13 protein-coding genes and 2 pseudogenes are annotated in these 18582 nt (G+C 72.7%); 6 read left to right on the forward strand and 9 right to left on the reverse strand.

All coding sequences use genetic code 11. From position 1 onward, the window contains the following. The 5 genes and pseudogenes from AB0M97_RS28895 to AB0M97_RS28915 all read left to right on the forward strand — a co-directional run. Positions 1-1707, forward strand: a pseudogene (locus AB0M97_RS28895) (hypothetical protein); the annotation flags it as partial. 45 nt (positions 1708-1752) lie between these two features. Further along, entirely contained in the window at positions 1753-2586 is an 834-nt protein-coding gene (locus tag AB0M97_RS28900) for an immunity 49 family protein (RefSeq protein ID WP_365963928.1), read from the forward strand. A gap of 474 nt (positions 2587-3060) precedes the next feature. After that, on the forward strand, positions 3061-4239 hold the full coding sequence (locus tag AB0M97_RS28905) for a Cmx/CmrA family chloramphenicol efflux MFS transporter (RefSeq protein WP_365963929.1): 1179 nt from the start codon (positions 3061-3063) through the stop codon (positions 4237-4239). After that, positions 4236-4559, forward strand: a pseudogene (locus AB0M97_RS28910) (leucine zipper domain-containing protein); the annotation flags it as partial. The gene AB0M97_RS28905 and the pseudogene AB0M97_RS28910, both read left to right, overlap by 4 nt. Before the next feature lie 120 nt (positions 4560-4679). After that, the gene (locus AB0M97_RS28915) at positions 4680-5546 is read left to right on the forward strand and encodes an immunity 49 family protein (RefSeq protein ID WP_365963945.1); all 867 of its coding nucleotides are present in this window, start codon (positions 4680-4682) and stop codon (positions 5544-5546) included. A gap of 51 nt (positions 5547-5597) precedes the next feature. On the opposite strand, the gene AB0M97_RS28920 is transcribed toward AB0M97_RS28915, so the two are convergent. The 8 genes from AB0M97_RS28920 to AB0M97_RS28955 form a co-directional block, all read right to left on the reverse strand. Next, entirely contained in the window at positions 5598-8207 is a 2610-nt protein-coding gene (locus AB0M97_RS28920; protein ID WP_365963930.1) for a SpoIIE family protein phosphatase, read from the reverse strand. 226 nt (positions 8208-8433) lie between these two features. Beyond that, positions 8434-8862, reverse strand: coding sequence for an ATP-binding protein (locus tag AB0M97_RS28925; RefSeq protein ID WP_365963931.1), 429 nt, complete (start codon positions 8860-8862; stop codon positions 8434-8436). Between the two features lie 134 nt (positions 8863-8996). Then, a complete protein-coding gene (locus AB0M97_RS28930; protein ID WP_365963932.1) occupies positions 8997-9419 on the reverse strand; it encodes a (deoxy)nucleoside triphosphate pyrophosphohydrolase in 423 nt (140 codons plus the stop codon). 21 nt (positions 9420-9440) lie between these two features. Then, positions 9441-9632 (reverse strand): SPOR domain-containing protein, encoded by a 192-nt coding sequence (locus tag AB0M97_RS28935; protein WP_365963933.1) that lies wholly within the window; start codon positions 9630-9632, stop codon positions 9441-9443. Between the two features lie 457 nt (positions 9633-10089). Beyond that, positions 10090-10842: a GntR family transcriptional regulator gene (locus AB0M97_RS28940; RefSeq protein WP_365963934.1), complete on the reverse strand. Its 753-nt coding sequence runs from the start codon at positions 10840-10842 to the stop codon at positions 10090-10092. 147 nt (positions 10843-10989) lie between these two features. Next, positions 10990-12144 (reverse strand): DUF4190 domain-containing protein, encoded by a 1155-nt coding sequence (locus AB0M97_RS28945; RefSeq protein ID WP_365963935.1) that lies wholly within the window; start codon positions 12142-12144, stop codon positions 10990-10992. Between the two features lie 202 nt (positions 12145-12346). After that, positions 12347-13909, reverse strand: a complete 1563-nt coding sequence (locus AB0M97_RS28950; protein WP_365963936.1) for a S8 family serine peptidase — start codon at positions 13907-13909, stop codon at positions 12347-12349. A 262-nt stretch (positions 13910-14171) separates the two neighbouring features. After that, entirely contained in the window at positions 14172-15002 is an 831-nt protein-coding gene (locus AB0M97_RS28955; RefSeq protein ID WP_365963937.1) for an oxidoreductase, read from the reverse strand. A gap of 98 nt (positions 15003-15100) precedes the next feature. Here AB0M97_RS28955 and AB0M97_RS28960 point away from each other — a divergent pair, with 98 nt between their 5' ends. Then, positions 15101-16048 (forward strand): LysR family transcriptional regulator, encoded by a 948-nt coding sequence (locus tag AB0M97_RS28960; protein ID WP_365963938.1) that lies wholly within the window; start codon positions 15101-15103, stop codon positions 16046-16048. Positions 16049-16189: 141 nt separating this feature from the next. Here the strand turns inward: AB0M97_RS28960 and AB0M97_RS28965 are convergent, their stop codons facing one another. Further along, complete coding sequence (locus AB0M97_RS28965) at positions 16190-18367, reverse strand: DEAD/DEAH box helicase (protein ID WP_365963939.1); 2178 nt, start codon at positions 18365-18367, stop codon at positions 16190-16192. Between the last annotated feature and the right edge of the window lie 215 nt (positions 18368-18582).

Below are 18582 nucleotides of genomic sequence, written 5' to 3' on the forward strand. Positions count from 1 at the left end.
AGCGCGGCGCTGAAGGGCGTCGGCACCATCGACATCCCGGCGCTCCCGGCGAACGCGATCGCCCTGCCGGAGGGTGCTGTGCGGCTGCCGGACGGGAACGTGCGGCTGCCGGCCGATGTGCCGGTCCTCCCGGCGGGGACGACGCGTCTGCCGACGGAGGAGGGTGTGCCGGCGCAGTACCTGGACCCGGACGGCAACGTTCTGGACGCCCAGGGCAACGTCGTCAGCAGCGCGGACGAGGCCCCGACGGACATCGTGGACCGCCCGGACACGTCCTCGCCGGCGGTGGGCGCGGACACCCCGCGGGTGGACTCCCCGGTCCGGGAACCGGCGCTGGTGGGCGCGGCCACGGCGGACAACGCGGGGCAGGTGATACGCCTGGGCAACGACGGCCTCGGCGACATCGGCCGCGTGGGCGACGACGCCCCGACCACCCCCGGCGCCCGCGTCGAAGGCCCGGGCGGCCTGGCGGACAACCTGCCCGGCGGCACGGCCGGCACCAACCTGCCCGGCGGAAGCGTGGGCAACAACGTGCCGACGAACAGCGTGGACAACGTCGCTCCCCCCACCGGCGTGGGCGACAACGTACCGAGCGGCCCGGGCAGTCAGGTCCCGTCCGGCAACCTGGACAACGCCGCATCCGGCACAGCGGACACCGGGCTGCGTCCGGGTGGCACTGGCGGTCCGATCTCCCCCGGTGCCCTGGACGACCTGGCCAGTCGGTTCGGCGACGACGGCCTCGGCGACCTCGGCCGGACCGGCGACGACCTGGGTGACGTCGGAAACGCGGCCGACGAGGCGAGCACCCCCGCGAGCCAGGCGGACGAGGGCACGGGAGCCCCGACCAACCCGGAGCGGCCGCTCACTCCCGAGCAGAGGAAGCAGATCCTCGAAGAGCAGATCTGGCGTGCCAACAACGACCCCGACTGGTTCAAGCAGTACTACCGGTCCGACGGTCACCGCCTGGACGTCAAGGTCAAGGAGAACGGTGTCGAGTTGCCCGTCCTGGCCAAGGACCGGAACGGCAACTGGGTCTCCAGGCACTCCCTGCCGTCCGGCCCGTCCGAGATCAGGCTCAACCCGACCACCCTGGACCGCGGCTCGGTCGCCGCTCAGCACATCGACCACCTGGATCAAGTGGCCAAGGACCGCAGGGTCGCCGTGGACCTGACCAACGCGGAGCGGGCGTTCGAGAAGAACCCCTCGGCAGCCACGCAGCAGGCCTTGGAGAACGCCCAGGAGGCGTACAGCAAGCAATGCGGCGACGCACCCAACAACAGCTCGCTGTCCGAGCGGCTCGGTGAGGACGCGGCCGAGTACCACGTGATCCCGGAGAAGTTCCCGAACGCTGAATTGATAGAGCTGCCGAAGACGCCCAACGGCGCCAACATGTTCGATCAGCTGTACCGGCTGGAGGATGGCAGCTACCTCGTCGTCGAAGCGAAGGCCCCGAAGAGCGACCTGCTCTGGCGCCAGGGCGCCGGCGATGCGAGCGGCATGATGGTCAAGCAGGGTACAAAGGAATACGTACAGACGATCATCGCCGAGATGCAGAGTCGCGCAACGCGGTCGCCCAAGGACGGCGCCATGGCCCTTGAGCTGATGAAGGCTCTGAAGCAGGAGAAGTTGCAGTACGTCATGGTGAAGGCCGGCGAGAACACCGGCTCCTACGCTGGTGCCACGCTTGAACACTTCAAGATCTACTAGAGGAGACGGCAAGTGGTCACACGCATTCCTCGCCATGCCTTCCCCATGGACAACGCTGCTGAGGGTCTTGCGGTGCTCAATGAGACGGCGAGCTGGGTGTTGGATGAGCTCGGAGCGCCGGACGGTGTGGGCCGCGCCCAAGCGCTGAACACCACGCTGACCCTGGCGAAGTCCTACGGGGTGATCGATCCGGAGGCAACGAAGTTCGACACCTGGGAGGCGTGGGTCACGGCCATGCAGACCGGATCGGCGCTGTTCGCGGCCGTCACCGCAGCGGAGGGCAGCAGCGTCACCGTGCGGATCAAGGAACAGGAGCGCACGCTCCCCGCGACCGGACCCCAGTCCCACCTGAACGCGGGCACGTGGGTCACCTGCTTCTACCTGGCGATGATCTGCCGCAACAACGACGGCCTGCGCCGGCTGGCCGAGGTGCCCGTCTCGCTCCTGCGTGACTCGGGCGCGGTGTTCGACGAGTACGTCTACTCCTGGGTGGAGGCGCTGCAGAGCTTCTGGCTCGGCCGTCAGGACGTGGGCGAGAAGCTCGTCGCCGCGGTCGACGGCACCGCCCCGGAGGCACTGCGGTACGCGGACGCGGACCTGATGTCGAAGATCCTCTATCCGCCGATGATCCTGCTCTACCGCGTCATCCGCCGTGACTCCACGGAGTTCAACAAGGCACTGTCGGACGCGCTGCGCTGGCACAAGGAGTACTGGACCGCCGACGAAGCCCGCGCCGCCAGCGCCGACGGACTCGTCGCCCTCGGCCCGCTGGCCATGGCCTGCCTCGCCCGGGACCAGGGCATCACCGTGGACGTCGAGTCCGAGTACGTGCCCAAGGCGCTGCTGGAGTACGCCTGGATCGGTGAGATCGACTACTGAACCCGCACGGAGGCGGAGCAGGCCGAGCGGCTGCCCGGCAAGGTCGACTTCACGTTTCGGACGGCCCTGCCGCACCTTCAGGCCCGATGCACCGTCGATCCCCGTGCCGCCCACCTCGAACCTGGGAGGCGACCGTCTCGGCGCTGCAGATCGGCTCGGCGATGTCCGTCGTCACCGGGAGCGCCGAGGGCACCGTCGAGTGCCGCATCTGTTGCGGGACATCACGTTGGTGACACAGGCCAATGCCGGTGAAACGGGGGTGCCTCGACGGGTATCAGTCGGGTACCGTGCGGGCCATGTCGAGTCCTGAGTCAGACAAGGTGGGGGCTTTCGGTCACGCCGTCAGCCCCCTGAACCACTGAGCTCGTAGCCCTGTCGTCGCGCCGCATTCTGCGGCCGGGCGAGTGTGCCTTTGGGGCTGGCCGCGGTGACGAGATGACCTTCTCGTGCTTCTCCTCACCTCGGAGCCACTCGATGCCTCTCCCGCTGTATCTGCTTGCCATGGCGGTCTTCGCCATGGGCACCTCGGAGTTCATGCTCGCCGGCCTCCTGCCGGACATCGCCTCAGATCTCGACGTCACAGTCGGGACAGCAGGCACGCTCACCTCGGCCTTCGCGGTAGGCATGGTTGTCGGTGCTCCCCTTGTGGCCGCACTTGCCCGCACCTGGCCCAGGCGCTCCAGCCTTCTCGGGTTCATCCTCACTTTCGCGGCAGCGCACGCCTTGGGCGCCATCACCACCAGCTTTCCGGTTCTGTTCGCCACCCGGGTCGTCGCCGCGCTCGCGAACGCAGGGTTCCTCGCCGTCGCTCTAACGGCTGCCGCCACGCTGGTCCCACCGGACAAGAAGGGACGTGCACTGGCCGTGCTGCTGTCGGGCACGACGGTGGCCACGATCGCCGGCGTCCCTGGCGGTTCAGCACTCGGCACGGTGCTCGGCTGGCATGCCACGTTCTGGGCCGTCGCCGCTCTCTGCCTGCCTGCCGCTCTCGGCATCTTGAAGGCAGTCCCGGCGGGACGTGTGAAGGAAGAGGCGACGGGCGGGCCGGCCTTGCAAGCGGAGCTCGCCCAGCTCACGAGGCCGCCATTGATTCTGGTGATGCTGCTCGGCGCGCTGGTGAACGCAGCCACGTTCGGCAGCTTCACCTTCCTCGCCCCCGTCGTGACCGACACCGCCGGGCTGGGCGAGTTGTGGATCTCTGCCGTTCTGGTGCTTTTCGGCGCCGGTAGCTTCGCCGGGGTCACCGTCGCCGGCCGGCTGTCCGACCAGCGCCCCGGTCTGGTCGTCGCGGTCGGCGGCCCGCTGCTGCTCATCGGCTGGCCGGCCCTGGCGGTGCTGGCCAGCGAGCCGGTCGCCCTGTTCATCCTCGTTTTCGTGCAGGGCGCCCTGTCGTTCGCGCTGGGCAGCACCCTGATCACACGGGTCCTCTATGAGGCCGCGGAAGCCCCCACCATGGCCGGGTCGTATGCGACCGCGGCACTCAACGTCGGCGCCGCCATCGGCCCTCTCATCGCCGCAACCACCCTCAGTACCGCGGTCGGGAACCTCGGGCCGCTGTGGGCAAGCGGGCTCCTGGTTGCGATCACACTGCTCATCGCGTTCCCCTTCCGCACTGTGGTCGCGGCCGGCCGAAGCGCCGAGGTGCTTCAGTGACACATGCCAACGCCCCCCTGAACATCGAGGGACGCCGAAGGCTCGTCGAACGCTGCCGCAGCCGTCCGATCGCCCACGTGGCCGCCGAGGCCGGCGTCTCCCGCGCCTGCCTGTCCAGGTGGAAGAACCGCTACGACCAGTACGGCGAGGCCGGGCTGCGGGACCGTTCCAGCGTCCCGCACTCCTCACCGACCCGGACCCCGCCCGACGTCGTCGAACGGATCGAGCGACTGCGGCGGGACAACAGGTGGTCCGCCCGCAGGATCACCCTCGAACTCGCGAACCACGGCGTGTGGATCAGCGAACGCACCGTGGGCCGGTGGCCGGCGCTACAACTACCACCGGCCTCACACCACCGCCGATCATCGCCTTCCAGCCTCATGCCTCCGAACGAGCGTCACCGACGTCATGGCCAGCAACATCCAGCCCGAGGAGGGCAAGTGGCTATCCGCATTGACCGCCACGAGTTCCGCACCGACAACGCGGTCGAGCTCATGGCGCCGATCATCAAGAGCACGCAGGACGTGCTCGACCATCTGGAGACCTCCGAGGACGACCGCTACGACGCTCTGGCGAGCGCTCTCAACCTGGCGAAGTGGCGCTGCCTGACGGATCCGACGGCGGGCGAGTTCCCGACCTGGGAGGCCTGGGTCACCGCGATGCAGGTGGGCAGCGCGCTGTTCGCCGCCGGTACGGCCGCGGAGGGCCCCGTGCCGTGCCGGATCGGCAGCAGGGGCGAGGTGAAGCAGCTGCCCGCGACCGGCCCTCAGGACTATCTGCACGCCGGGAACTGGCTGACCGCGTTCTACCTGGCGGTGATCTGCCGGGAGAACGAGCGGGTCAACCAGCTGGCGCAGGTACCGGTGTCGTTCCTGCGCGAGTCGGGCGCGGAGTTCGACGAGTACGTCTACGCCTGGGTGGAGACGCTGCAGAACCTGTGGTTCGGCCGGGAGGCGGTGTGGGACACCCTGGTGGCCGCGGTGGACGGCACCGATCCGCAGGTGGCGCGCATCGCCGGCCCCGAGCTGATGCTGAAGATCCTCTACCCGCCCATCGACCTCTTCCAGCGCTATCTGCGCCGCGAGCCAGAGCAGTTCAATGCGGCCCTGGCCGACGCCCTCACCTGGCACAAGGAGTACTGGACGGCGAACGAGGCGCGCTCGCTGAGCGGCGAGGGCCTCGTGGCATTGGGTCCGCTCGCCGTCACGTGCATGGCCCACGACGCCGACATGCCCGTGGAGGTGGAGTCCCCGTACATCCCGAGGGCGCTGCTGAAGCGGTCCTGGGTCGGCGAGTACGACACCTGAGACGCCCCTCGGGCACGCCCCCCACCGGCGCCGGCCGGGCGGTGACCGGGCTCAGAACAGGCTCAGCAGCGCCTCCGCAGGGTCCGCCAGGCGCGTTTGGCCGTCCGGCAGGGGCAGTTCGAACCACACCGTCTTGCCGCGCGGCGTCCGGCGTGAGCCCCAGGCCGCGCTGAGCAGGCCGACGAGCTGGAGGCCGCGACCGCCCTCGTCGGTGTCGCGGGCCCGGCGGCGGCGCGGCTGGACCAGGCCGGAGTCCCAGACCTCGCAGACCAGCGTGCGGTCCAGCAGCAGACGCAGCCGGATGTCGCCCTCGCCGTACCGCAGGGCGTTCGTGACCAGTTCGCTGACCAGCAGTTCCGTCGTGTCGACCAGCGGTTCCATGTCCCAGCTGAGCAGCTGCCCGCGGGCGTACTCGCGGGCCCGGCCGACGCTGCGCGGCTCGCGCGGCAGCGTCCAGTCGCCGACGGACTCGGCGGGCAGGCCCTGCACACGGGCCATGAGCAGGGCGATGTCGTCCTCGCCGTGGTGGGTGTCGAGGGTGTTGAGGACGTGGTCGCAGACGTCCTCCAGGGGGCGGGTCGGGTCGGTGAGCGCGCCCACGAAGGCCTGGAGGCCCTCGTCCAGCGGATGGTCGCGGGACTCGACCAGGCCGTCGGTGTAGAGGGCGAGCAGGGCTCCCTCGGGGAGTTCGACCTCGACCTCCTCGAAGGGTTCCCCGCCGACGCCGAGCGGCATGCCCGGCGGGACGTCGAGCATCAGCGCGGACTCGTTCGGTTCGACCAGCACGGGCGGCAGGTGGCCGGCGTTGGCGAAGGTGCAGCGCCGTGTGACGGAGTCGTAGACGGCGTAGATGCAGGTCGCGAGGTAGACCTCGGACAGGTCGGCCTCGCGGGGGCGGCGGGCGGCGCGGGTGGCCTGCTGGACGCCGCCGGGCGCCCCGAGGCCGCGGGCGATCTCGTCCAGCTGGGAGAGGACTTCGGCCGGTTCGAGGTCGAGGAGCGCCAAGGTCCGTACGGCGGTGCGCAGTTCGCCCATCGCCACGGCGGCGCGCAGGCCGCGGCCCATGACGTCGCCGACGACGAGGGCGGTGCGGTGGCCGGGCAGTTCGATGACGTCGAACCAGTCGCCGCCGACCTCGCTGGGCCGGCCGGTGGAGGCGGTGCCGGGCAGGTAGCGGCAGGCGATGTCGAGGCCGGAGGCCTCCGGGTCGCCGGGCGGGAGCAGGGACCGTTGCAGTATCAGGGCGCGTTCGTGCTCGCGCCGGTACAGGCGCGCGTTGTCGATGCAGACGGCGGCGCGCGCGGCCAGTTCCACGGCGAGGTCGCGGTCCCGGTCGCCGAACGGCTCGCTGCCCTTGGTGCGGGCGAACTGGGCGAGCCCGACGACCGTGTCGTGCGCGACCATCGGCACGGCGAGCGTGGACTGCACGAGGCCGCCTTCCTCGCCGTGCACGGTGCGCGGGCGGGCGGTGCGCAGGGCGTCGGCGCAGGGCGAGTTGAACGGGTAGTGGTGGACGGCGCCGACCGCGACGGGATCGCCGGTGCCGCTGAAGGGCGCGTCGGAGACGGCGCTGGCGAAGGCGACGCGGCGCAGTTCGGCGCTGCCGTCGGCGAGGCCGGGCGGGGTCTCGTCGCCGACCAGGAGACCCTGGTAGAGGTCGACGGTGGCGAGGTCGCAGAAGCCGGGGACGACGACGTCGAGGAGTTCGCGGGCGGTGGTCTCCAGGTCGAGGGAGTTCCCGATGCGGGCACCGGCCTCGTTGAGGAGGGCGAGATTGCGCCGTGCGGCGGCGGCCTCGCGGGCGGCGGCGCGCCGGGAGGTGATGTCGGTTCCGAGCCAGGCGACGCCGATGGGCCGGCCGGAACCGCTGTGCACGCGGTAGAGGTTGATGGACCAGTGGCGGCGTTCCTCGGAGCCCGGCACGAAGCCCGTGACGTGCATGTCCGTGATGGACTCGCCGGTCTCCAGGACCCGGCGCAGGGTGGCGGCGACCCGCTCGGCCTCGCCGCGCGGCAGATAGTCGTGGACGCCCCGGCCGCGGTGGTCGGCGGGGGTGCCGCCGAAGGTGGAGGCGAAGCGCTGGTTGGCGCGGCGCACCTTCAGTTCGGTGTCGATGAGCAGGAAGCCGAACGGGGATTGTCCGAATATCGCCTGCGAGGCGGCGAGGTCGGTCTCGATCCTGCGCAGCGTGCGCACGTCCACGACGATGCAGACGGCGGCCCTCTCGCCCTCCTCGGTGCGCGTCGGCATGACGTACACCTCGGCGAGGGCGTCGCCGTACTCGCGGGCGCCGATGCCCGGCGCCCTGAAGGGGACCACGCCGGTCCACTCGCGGCCGTCGAGGATCTCGGCCATCTTGCGCTGGCTCTCGGCGCGCTTGTCGGGGTCGACGAACACCGCTATCGGGTCCATGCCGACGGCGCGCTCGGCGGGGATGCCGAAGATCTGCTCGGCGCGCAGGCTCCACTGGTCGACCAGCCCGTCGGGGCCGATGGAGAAGGACGCGACCTTGATGTGGTCGTAGATCGAGCCGGGCGGGCTGCTCTGCCACATCGCGTCGCCGGTCGGCGCATCGCCGGACACCAGGCCGTCCGCGGCCCGTCCTGTCGCGCCGCCCGCCGGGTCCTCGGACTCCGTGGCCTTCGCTGGTATCTCGCTCACGCGAACCGTCCCCTCCAGCTCACCGCGTCCGGCACCGGTCACCGGGGGCGGCTGCCCGCAGTATCCAGCACTACGGCGCCGCGCGACACGGTGTTCACGATCACAGCACGGTTCCGGCGGTTTTCGGACCCGGCTGCGACAACACTTCCAGTCTTCTAACCAGGGAACACGCCGCCGAATCACTCATCGGGGCACCGGCTGCCGCCATGCGCCGGTCGTGGGACCTTCAGGGCACCGCGAGTTCGAACCACACCGTCTTCCCCACCTCGTCCGGCCGGGTGCCCCAGCGGCGTGAGGCGATGGCGACGAGTTCCAGCCCGCGTCCGCTCTCGTCGTCGGGGCGGGCGGCGCGCCTGCGGGGCGGGTCCGGGAGGGGGTCGGAGACCTCCACGAGGAGGACGCCGGGCAGGCCGGCGGGGCCGCGGACCAGGCGTACTCCGATGGGTCCGGTGGCGTGCCGCAGGGAGTTGGTGACCAGTTCGCTGACCAGCAGGGCCGCCATGTCGGCGACGCTGTCGAGGTGCCAGTCGCACAGCCGGCCGCGCACGGCGGCGCGAGCGGTGCGGACCGCGCCCGGGTCCGCGGCGAAGGTCCACTCGGCGCAGCCGTCTTCGGTGTCGATCACGCCGATCACTTCCCAGGCCAGCGAGCCCACCCATGTCCGGTTTCGTGGGGTTAATGGGCACATACCCGATATCCCGGCGCGGGTACCGCGCAGAAGGGCGCACTGTGCCACGAACGGCGTACGAGCGGTTCACGGACACGCACCGAGACTGCCCTCTTCCGGGGCTATGCGCCCGCCGCGCCCGCCGCGTCCAGGCCGAGGTGGGTGAGGGCGGCCCGGACGGCGGGGACGTCCTGGTCGAGCCAGTCGACGGACCAGATCGCACCGGGCCCGAGCCAGCACAGCTCGTCGTGGTCCTGGAGAGCCTTGGGTGCGGGCGAGCCGGGCAGCAGCCGGGCGGTCCAGACGTGCAGGACGTACGGGGGTCTCAGCGGCCACTGGCCGGGGACGCGGGCGCCGGCCTCGCTCTCGACGCCCAGTTCCTCGCGCAGTTCGCGCACCAGGGCCGCGTCGGGCGTCTCACCGTCCTCGACCTTGCCGCCGGGCAGCTCCCAGCGTCCGGCCAGCTCGGCGGGGGCACTGCGGCGGGCGGCGAGCAGCCGGCCGCCGTCGAGCAGGGCGGCACCCACCACGATGCGTTCACTCATGCGCGCGAGCCTACGGGAGGTCTACGGCCTGTTGCCCGCCCCGCCCTGCCCGATCCTCTCGACCCAGTAGAGCTGCTTGTGGCGGCGGGCGTCGAGGGTGTCCACGATCTTCTGGGCCTCCGCCCGGGTCGCGTATCTGCCCACGCGGTAGCGGTTGCCGTTGTCGTCCTGCCGGATGACGAGCCAGGGGAGAGTGACCGTGTCCTCGTTCATCGTGCCCCTCCATTTCCCGCCCGCGTCCCCGGCCGCGCCCCGCCCGATGAGGAAACCGCAATCCGCATATGCCCGAGCCTACGCCCAACCTTCACTCAGCGAATACGACTTTTCACAAAGAGGTACGCAACCGGCCAGAAGCCAGGGGCGCACAACGCCGGATGCGCCGTCCGGGGAGGACGACGCATCCGGTCAGCGGCATGCCGTCGGTGCGGGGACCGGCCTGCGAAATCGGCGGAATATCAACGGAGTTGGAGGGCAGCGACCCGGCGGGGGCGGCCGGACCGCCGGGGCTGTTCGCGTGCGCGAGTGCGTCGCGTCACGCTCGCGCACCGCCCGGCGCACCCCGGAACGCGCCCCCCGCGAGGACCCACGGAGCCAGGAGGCCCCGCCCTCCCACCGACGCACCCCGCCACGTCACCGGCGCACTGCCCGGCCCCCTGACGACGCCGCCCGGCTACCTCACCGGCAAGTGGTACGCCGCCCGGTAGCGGTCCGCCAGGATCACCACGTCCGCCGTCTCCACGGGGCGGCCCGAGGCGTAGAAGGTGCGCTGGATGACCAGGACGACGTGCCCGGGGACGCCGCCGAGCAGGAGAAGCTCCTCCGCGAGGCCGGGGCGGGCGCCGACCTCCTCCACGACGTTGTCCACGACGACGTCGATGGCGGCCATGCGCTCGACGACGCCCATGCCGCCGAGCGGGCCCTCCTCGGGCAGCATCACGGGCGTGCGGCCCGTGACGGCGAGGGGCTCCCAGGAGGTGGAGAGCATGATCGCCTCACCGGCCTCCCGGAAGAGGTAGCGCGTGCACATCACGCGGTCGCCGGGCTTGATGGCGAGCCGCTCGGCGACGTCCCGGCCGGCCTCGGCCTGCTCGCTGCTGGACTCCCAGGTGCCGCGCACGGCGACGTCGGCCTGCTCCTGGCGGAAGGGCGTGGCGCCCCCGGCCGGGCGGAAGCCGGAGCGGGCGATCCGGCGGGGCACGGGCCGCTCGCGCACATACGTCCCGGAGCCGGAGCGGCCCTCGACCAGGCCCTCGGCCATCAGCACCTTGCGGGCCTCCAGCGCGACGGTGTCCGAGACGCCGTACTCCTCGCGGATCCTGGCCTGCGACGGGAGGCGCGTGTGCGGGGGCAGCCGGCCGTCGACGATCTTCTTGCGGAGATCACCCGCGACACGCAGGTACGCCGGCTGCTCACCGAATGTCACTGGCCGCTCCCCTCAGGCTGTACAGACAGCAACAGCCTGGCAACCGCAGATTGCGCCAGGCAAGCAAAGGCCAGAGAATCACCCGATGTGATGACTTGTACCCACCACACCCTTTACGCAGGCACTTTCTCTCCGCTATAAGTGCCGTCACACCTCAAGGCCGCTGCCCTCCCCCTCCTCCCCACCGCTCTCCTCGTGGGCGGGCGGAGTGGTGGCCAGGCCCAGGGCCTTGCGGGCGGTGACCGACCTCTGGGGATCGGTCAGCTCCAGCGCCTCGTCGTAGTGGTCGTAGAAGGTGTCCGCGTCGGCGGCACGGCCCGCCTTCGCCCACTCCTCCTGGGCCGCCTCCAGGTCCTTCACCAGGCCGGCGACCGGCTGCCGCGCGCCGGACGGCCAGTCGTGGCCGCGCAACAGGCCCACCTGCTCGGTCAGCGCGCCGGCGACGCGGTCGGCCCACTCCCGGTGGCTGGGCAGGTCGTCCTCGACGTACTCCTCCTCGGGGGCCGTGTCCATCGCGGTGTCGAGGACGCGGACCGCCTTCAGGTAGGCGACCTGGTGGCTGTCGAGCGTGCTCTCGTCGCTGCGCAGCGAGCCCGTCAGCGAGCCCTTCTCCTCGGTGTGGCCGAACACGCAGGTGATCTCCTGGTCGCCGAAGCGCCAGCTGTCCTCGGTCGGCATGAGGTAGTACACGTCGACATGGTCCGGCACGGCCCAGCCGTCCATCGCGTACGTGTCCTGGAGGGCGTAGCACTTGTCGTCGGCGGTGTCCGTCAACGAGCCCTCGCCGGGGTAGGAGCCGCCGGGCAGGGTGACCACGGCGAACACCTCGCCGTCGTGCCCGCCCGCGCAGGGCACCGGGTCGACGTCGTACGTCATGCCCTCCATGCCGCCGGGCGATTCGAAGCAGTCGCCCTTGTCGAGGGCGAACGTGGAGGAGCCGGGCACGCCCTCCTTGAAGCCCTGCCAGGCGTCGGACACGGCTCCCGTGGTCAGCGCCGCCGTCCACAGGGCGAGGCCCGCGGCGGACAGGACGGCGCCGGCGATCGCCATGCCCCGGCCGCGCTCGCCGCGCCGCCTGATCTGCCGCAGCGCGATCAGCCCGAGGACGAGCCCCACGGCGGGCAGGAAGCAGAGGACGCCGAGGACGAGGGCGCCGACGGCGAGCCCGTTGACGGCCGCCCGGGCGCCGTGCGGGCCGGGTACCGGTCCCCATGAGCCGTACGGGCCCCCGGGGTGGGGCGCGGGGGGCGGGTACGGCCCCTGCGGCGGCTGGAACGGGCCGGGGGGCGGCGGAGTGGACACGGGCACCGTGCTCCTGGTTCGGGCGGGGGCGTGGCGGGCACGCGAGGGAACTGACGTACGACTCGCGCATCGTAAGCGAGCCCACTGACGTCGCCCGCCCGCGCCGTCCCCTCTCCCGCCGTCACGGGTGCGCCCCGCCCCCGCGGTGGGCCGGGGCCCGGTACGCGGGGGCGGGGCGGCTGTCAGCCGGAGCGAGGGTGCGTCAGAACTGCAGCGCCCAGGCGTCGATGCGGCCGGTGTCGTAGGTGGCGTTGTCACTGACCCGCAGCTTCCACGTGCCGTTCGCCACCTCGGAGGAGGCGTTCACGGTGTACGTGGTGTTGATGTTGTCCGCGCTGCCGCCGGTGCCGTACGCCTTCAGCGTGTACGCCGTGCCGTCGGGCGCGATCAGCTGGACCTGGAGGTCACCGATGTAGGTGTGGACGATCCTCACCTCGACGGCCAGGGCCGAGGGGGCGTTGCCGGAGACGCCGGACACGGTCACCGGGGACTCGGCGGTGGAGTGGTCGGCGATGGCGTGGTCGGCGGTGTTCTCGAAGCGCGGCCCCGGCGGCGGGGTGGTGGTGCCGCCCACGTGCAGCAGGCGGTTGGGCGAGCCGGTGCCGGGGTTGGTGACGACGCCGGTGGTGGCGGCGGACGTCAGCGCAGAGGAGACCTGGGCGGGCGTGGCCGTGGGGTGGGCGGCCAGGTGGAGCGCCGCGGCTCCGGCGACGTGCGGGGTCGCCATCGACGTACCGGAGATGGTGTTGGTCGCCGTGTCGCTGGTGTGCCAGGCGGAGGTGATCGAGGAGCCGGGTGCGAACAGGTCCAGGATCGAGCCGTAGTTGGAGTAGCTCGCGCGGGCGTCGCTCGACGTGGTGGCGCCGACCGTGATCGCCTCGGCGACGCGGGCGGGCGAGCGGGTGGAGGCGTCGACGTTCTCGTTGCCGGCCGCGACGGCGAAGGTGACGCCGGAGGCTGTGGCGTTGCGGACGGCGGCGTCCAGGGTGCTGTCCGCACCGCCGCCGAGGGACATGTTGGCGACGGCCGGCTTGACCGCGTTGCGGGCCACCCAGTCGATGCCGGCGACGACGCCCGCGGTGGTGCCGGAACCGGAGTTGTTCAGCACGCGGACGCCGACGATCCGGGCCTTCTTGGCGACGCCGTACGCGTTGCCCGCGACCGTGCCGGCGACGTGCGTGCCGTGGCCGTTGCCGTCCTGGGCGGTGTTGTCGTTGTCGACGGCGTCGTAGCCGTAGGAGGCACGGCCGCCGAAGTCGCTGTGGGTGATGCGGACGCCGGTGTCGATGATGTACGCCGTCACGCCCTGCCCGGCGGTGTCCGGGTAGGTGTACGAGCTGTTCAGCGGCAGGCTGCGCTGGTCGATGCGGTCCAGGCCCCAGGAGGGCGGGCTGGGCTGCGTGGCGGTGATGGTGAAGGTGCGGTTCTGCGCGACGGAGGCGACGGCCGGGTCGGCGGCGAGCCGCTTCGCCTCGGTCTCGGAGGCCTCGATCGCGTAGCCGTTCAGGGCCTTGGTGTAGGTCCGCTCGATCTCGGCGCCGTACTTCTTGGCCACGGCGCGGCCCTCGGCGGAGCCGGCCTTCGCCTCGTCGGCCTTGAGGGTGACGATGTAGCTGCCGGCGACGGCGTTCGCCGCGCCCTCGTACTGGATCGGGCCTCCGGCGGCCTGGGCGGGGAGGGCGGAGACGAGGCTCGCGGCGAGTGCCGCGCCGGCCACCGCGCCGGTGGCGGTCAGTCTTCGCCGGGCATGACGCATCACTGCCATCTGAGGGGTCCTCCTCAATCGGTGGTGCGCTGGTGTGGGGATGGTGCGGTCGGTCCACGCACGACGAGGCAGGCGCATATGGCAGGAGCATGTCAACGCCGTGTGCCACGGCGCCTGCGCGTCAGCCGAAAGATTGAGGCTTCCACAGGAATTGCACAAGGGGCTGTGCACGGACCCGCTGGACACGCCTGCCCCGCGACGGCCCGCGGGGCAGGCATCGGCCGGCCGGCCGGCGGTCACCGGCCACCTGCGAGCAGACCGCTCACGCGTCGAACGCGGTGTTCCGGGTCCGCTTCTCCCACGCCGTCACCTCGGCGCGGACCCGGTCGAGGTGGTCCAGCACGGCCGTGACCGCGTCGTCGCCGAGCGGCAGGTGCAGCGGCGTCTCCTCGGCGTCCAGCGCGGCCACCACGAGTGCCGCCGCCTTCGCCGGGTCGCCGGGCTGCGTGCCGTCGCCGCTCTCGACGTACGCGCGCGTCCGCTCCACCGCCGGATACTGGCCGCTGTCGGCGCTCACGCCCGCCCGGCCGCCCGCGAACAGCGACGTGCGGAACGCGCCCGGCTCGACGATCAGCACCTTCACACCGAACTCCCGCACCTCGTCCGCCAGCGCCTCGGACATGCCCTCCAGCGCGAACTTCGTGCCGCTGTACGCCCCGAAGCCCGCCACCGACATCCGCCCGCCCATGCTGCTCATCTGCACGATCGCGCCCGAGCGGCGCCGGCGCAGGTGCGGCAGCACGGCCCGCACCAGCGCGGCGGGACCGAAGACGTGCAGCTCGAACAGCTCGCGCAGCTCCGCGTCCGTCGTCTCCTCCAGGGCGCCGACGTGCGTGCGGCCCGCGTTGTTGACCAGGACGTCGACCCGCCCGTGCCGCGCCACCACGTCCCGCACGGCCGCCTCCGCCGCGGCGGTGTCGGTGACGTCCAGCGCCAGCGCCTCCATCTGGTCGGGGTGCGCGGCCACCAGGTCCGCCAGCGCCTCGGCCCGCCGGGCCGCCCCCACCACCACGTCGCCCGCGGCCAGCGCCGCCTGCGCGATCGCCCGCCCGAGACCGCTGCTCGCGCCCGTGACCAGCCAGACCCTGCCCATGTCCGCTCCCCTGTGGGTCGTCGTCCGTGCCCTTGTGCGAACAACCCTGCGGGAGCGGGTGGTTGCCCGTCCAAGACCCCGGGTGATAACCGGTGGTCATGACCATGGACGTCCATGTGCGGGACCTGCGCTACTTCGTGACCGTGGCCGAGGAACTGCACTTCACCCGCGCGGCCGAGCGGCTGTACGTCTCGCAGCCCGCCCTCAGCAAGCAAGTACGCGCGCTGGAGCGGCAGCTGGGCGTCACGCTGTTCCGGCGCGACCCGGCCGGCGTGTCCCTCACCGCGGCCGGCGACGCGCTCCTGCCGCACGCCCGGCGGGTGCTGGACGCCTGGCAGGAGGGCGCGGCGGCCGTGGCGGCGGCACGGGCGGCCGAGCGCAGCACGCTGGTGGTCGGCATGAGCACCAGCCCCGGCCGCGGGGGCCTGCTGCCCGCCGTGCGGTCGCGGTTCACGGCCGCGTATCCGGAAGCGGTGCTGCGGCTGCGGCAGGTGAGCTGGGAGGACCCGACGGCGGGCCTCGCGGACGGGGAGGCCGACGTCGCGTTCGTCTGGCTGCCGCTGCCGGACCCGGAGCGCTACGAGTGGACGGTGGTCGCCGAGGAAACCCGCCTGCTCGCCCTCCCCGACGGCCACCCGCTCGCGGCCCGGCCCGGGATCCGTTTCACCGACCTCCTCGACGAGCCGTTCCTCGCACTGCCGCGAAGCGCCGGGGTACTGCGCGATCACTGGCTGGCCCTCGACGCGCGGGGCGGGCGCGAGCCACGCGTCGGGGCGGAGGTCGCCGGCACGGAGGAGACGTACGAGGCGCTGGTCGCGGGGCTCGGGGTGTGCCTGGTCGCGGCGGGGAACGCGCCGCTGATCAGCCTGGGCGGTGTGGTGACCCGCCCGGTCCAGGGCCTCGCCCCGAGCCGCTACGCCCTCGCCTGGCGCCGACAGGACGCGGGCCGCCCTCTGGTACGGGGTTATGCGCGGGCGTGCCGGGAGGCGACGGGCGGGGAGGGGCGGGCTTCCGGTGACCGCGCGGGCGGGCCGACGCCGAGGTGACCGCGTCCGGGCGCGTCCCGGGGGCGGCGTGCCGAGCCGCGACCGGTGCCCCAGGGATCGCTCGGGCGGGCCGGACCACGGCCGGCGCCCGGACAACCGCGCGGGCCCGCCGAGCCCCGGCCGGTGCCCGCCCGCCCGTGCTCACCTCACCGCGTCCCGCGCGGGCGCCGCCCCGGTCACCCCCAGCCGGGCCTGTTCCTCCTCCACGATCCGGCGGGCGATCGAGACGTCCGAGACGTCGACCGCGTCGGGCGTGGACTCGGCCACCGCGCTGCGGCGGGCGTAGGCGTCGAAGAGGCGGGTCTTGTTCTCCAGCATCCGCACCATCCGCTCGTCCACGCCGCCCGTGGCGAGCAGCCGGTGCACCTGCACGGAGCGCACCTGGCCCATGCGGTGGGCGCGGGCCACGGCCTGGTGCTCGATGGTCGGCTTGATCTGCGGCTCGCAGAGGATGACGACGGACGCGGCCTGCATGTTGAGCCCGATCCCGCCCGCCTCGATCTGCGCGAGCAGCACCGCGTGGCCCTCGGCGGCGGAGAACTCGTCCACCAGCTGCTGGCGCCGCGCGGGCGGCACGCTCCCGGTGATCGGCCCGTGCACCCGCCCCGGGTCCGCGTCGAGCGCGCCCCGCACGGTGTCGAGGACGTCCCGGAACGCCGAGAAGACGACCACCTTCAGGCCGCTGAGCGCCGACTCCTCGACCAGTTCCCGCAGCCGCCCGAGCTTCGCCGACCGCTCGGGGCGGGCGTACGCGGCACGGCGCATCGCCATGAAGTTCCCCGCCAGTACCGCCTCCCGGTACGCCTCCTCGTCCGCGGCGCTGAGCTCCTCCCACTCGTCGGTGTGCTGCAGGACGGGGAGTTCGGTGAGCACGTCCTGCTGGTTGCGGCGCAGGTAGACCGGCGCGACGGCCCTGCGGAACGCTTTGGACCCGGCCAGCGAGTCCTGGTCGTCCACGGAGTCGGCGAACTCCGGCCGCAGGATCCGTACGAGGTTGCGGAATTCGGCGACCCGGTTCTCCATGGGCGTGCCGGTCAGCAACAGCACCCGGTCGCAGCGCGCGGCCCACGCGGTGACGGCGGCGGAGCGCCGGGTTTCGGGGTTCTTGACGTAGTGCGCCTCGTCCACGACGAGCATGCCGGTCTCGCCGCCGCCGGGCACCGGGAAGCCGCGCAGCGCGTCGAAGGTGGTGATCGCGACGCCGCCGCGGCCCTTCCAGTCGGCGAACGCCTCCTGCCGGCCGGGCCCGTGCAGCGGCATGGCGCGCAGGGTGCTGCGGGCCTCGATCTCCCGGGTCCAGTTGATCAGTACGCTCGCCGGGCACACCACCATGAAGTGACTGTGGCCGTGCGCCGCGAGGTGCGCGAGCGCGGCGATGGCCTGCACGGTCTTGCCGAGCCCCATCTCGTCGCCGAGCAGCACCCGGCGCTGGGCGAGCGCGAAGCGCGCGCCGAACGCCTGGTAGCCGCGCAGCGAGACCGTGCAGTGCGCGTCGTCCAGGCGCTGCTCGCGCACCCGCCCGGCGACGTCGTCGGGCAGGAACCCCTCGGCCGCCGCGCTGTCGGGGCCGCGGCCGGAGACCTCCGCGAGGAGGCTGTAGAACTCGGCGGAGCGCAGTTCGAAGTCGACCCAGGCGGCGAGGTCGCTGTCGGGCCGGCGCAGCAGGTCGACGGAGGCCTGCGCCAACTGCCCGGGCACGCCGTCCCGTTCGGTCTCCTCGACGATCCGCCGCAGGTCCGCGAGCGCCGCCTGCGCCCGCTCCCGCTTCTGGCGCCCGGCGAGCAGTGCCCGCCAGCGCCCGGCGAGCGGCCGGGCGTCGGCCAGCAGCGGGGCGAGCCGCGCCGCCAGCGCCGCCCCCGTCTCGGCGGCGCGCCGCGCCCGGGCGCCGGCCTCGACCAGGACGTGCAGGGCGACGACCAGGGCGGTGGTGCGCGGCTCGGGGTGGTCGACGTCGATGCGGACGGCGACGGATTCCCGTACCGCGTCGGCGATCCGGCGGGCCGCCGCGACCGCCTGGTCGGCGGTGCGCTGCCCGACCCCGGGCGTCTGCCGCAGCCGGTACGTCCCGGCGTCCAGCACGTCCCGTACGGTCCCGTGGCCGCCCTTCTCCAGCTCCCCGAGCCGCAGCCGCCCCTCGGTGACGTCCCTGAGCCGGGCGACGGGAATGCGGCCGAGTTCCTCCTCGGCCAGCCGGTCGTGAAGGGGGCGCAGCGCCTCCCGTACGTCCCCGAGGGCCCGCTCGTGGTCCTCCGCGGCCCGCGCGGCGGCCTCCGCCAGCCGTGCCGCGCGCTCCACGGCCTCGCGCTCGTCCCGCCCCATCCGCCCCGCCTCACTCCCCGGTACCGCGCCTGCTCCCGGCATCGTCGCACTGCCCACCGACAGCGGGCGTGCCCGGAGCGCACCGGGCGGGACGGGGCCGCTCACGCGGACCACCCGATCGGGTCGGAAACCCGCGGAGTCCGGCCGTTCGATCATGCCCCTGGCATAGTCTCGCGGCACGTCCACCGGGCCGATCGCCGGTGCGAGGGGGATGT

This window comes from Streptomyces sp. NPDC051207, from assembly GCF_040682395.1.
Lineage (GTDB): Bacteria > Actinomycetota > Actinomycetes > Streptomycetales > Streptomycetaceae > Streptomyces.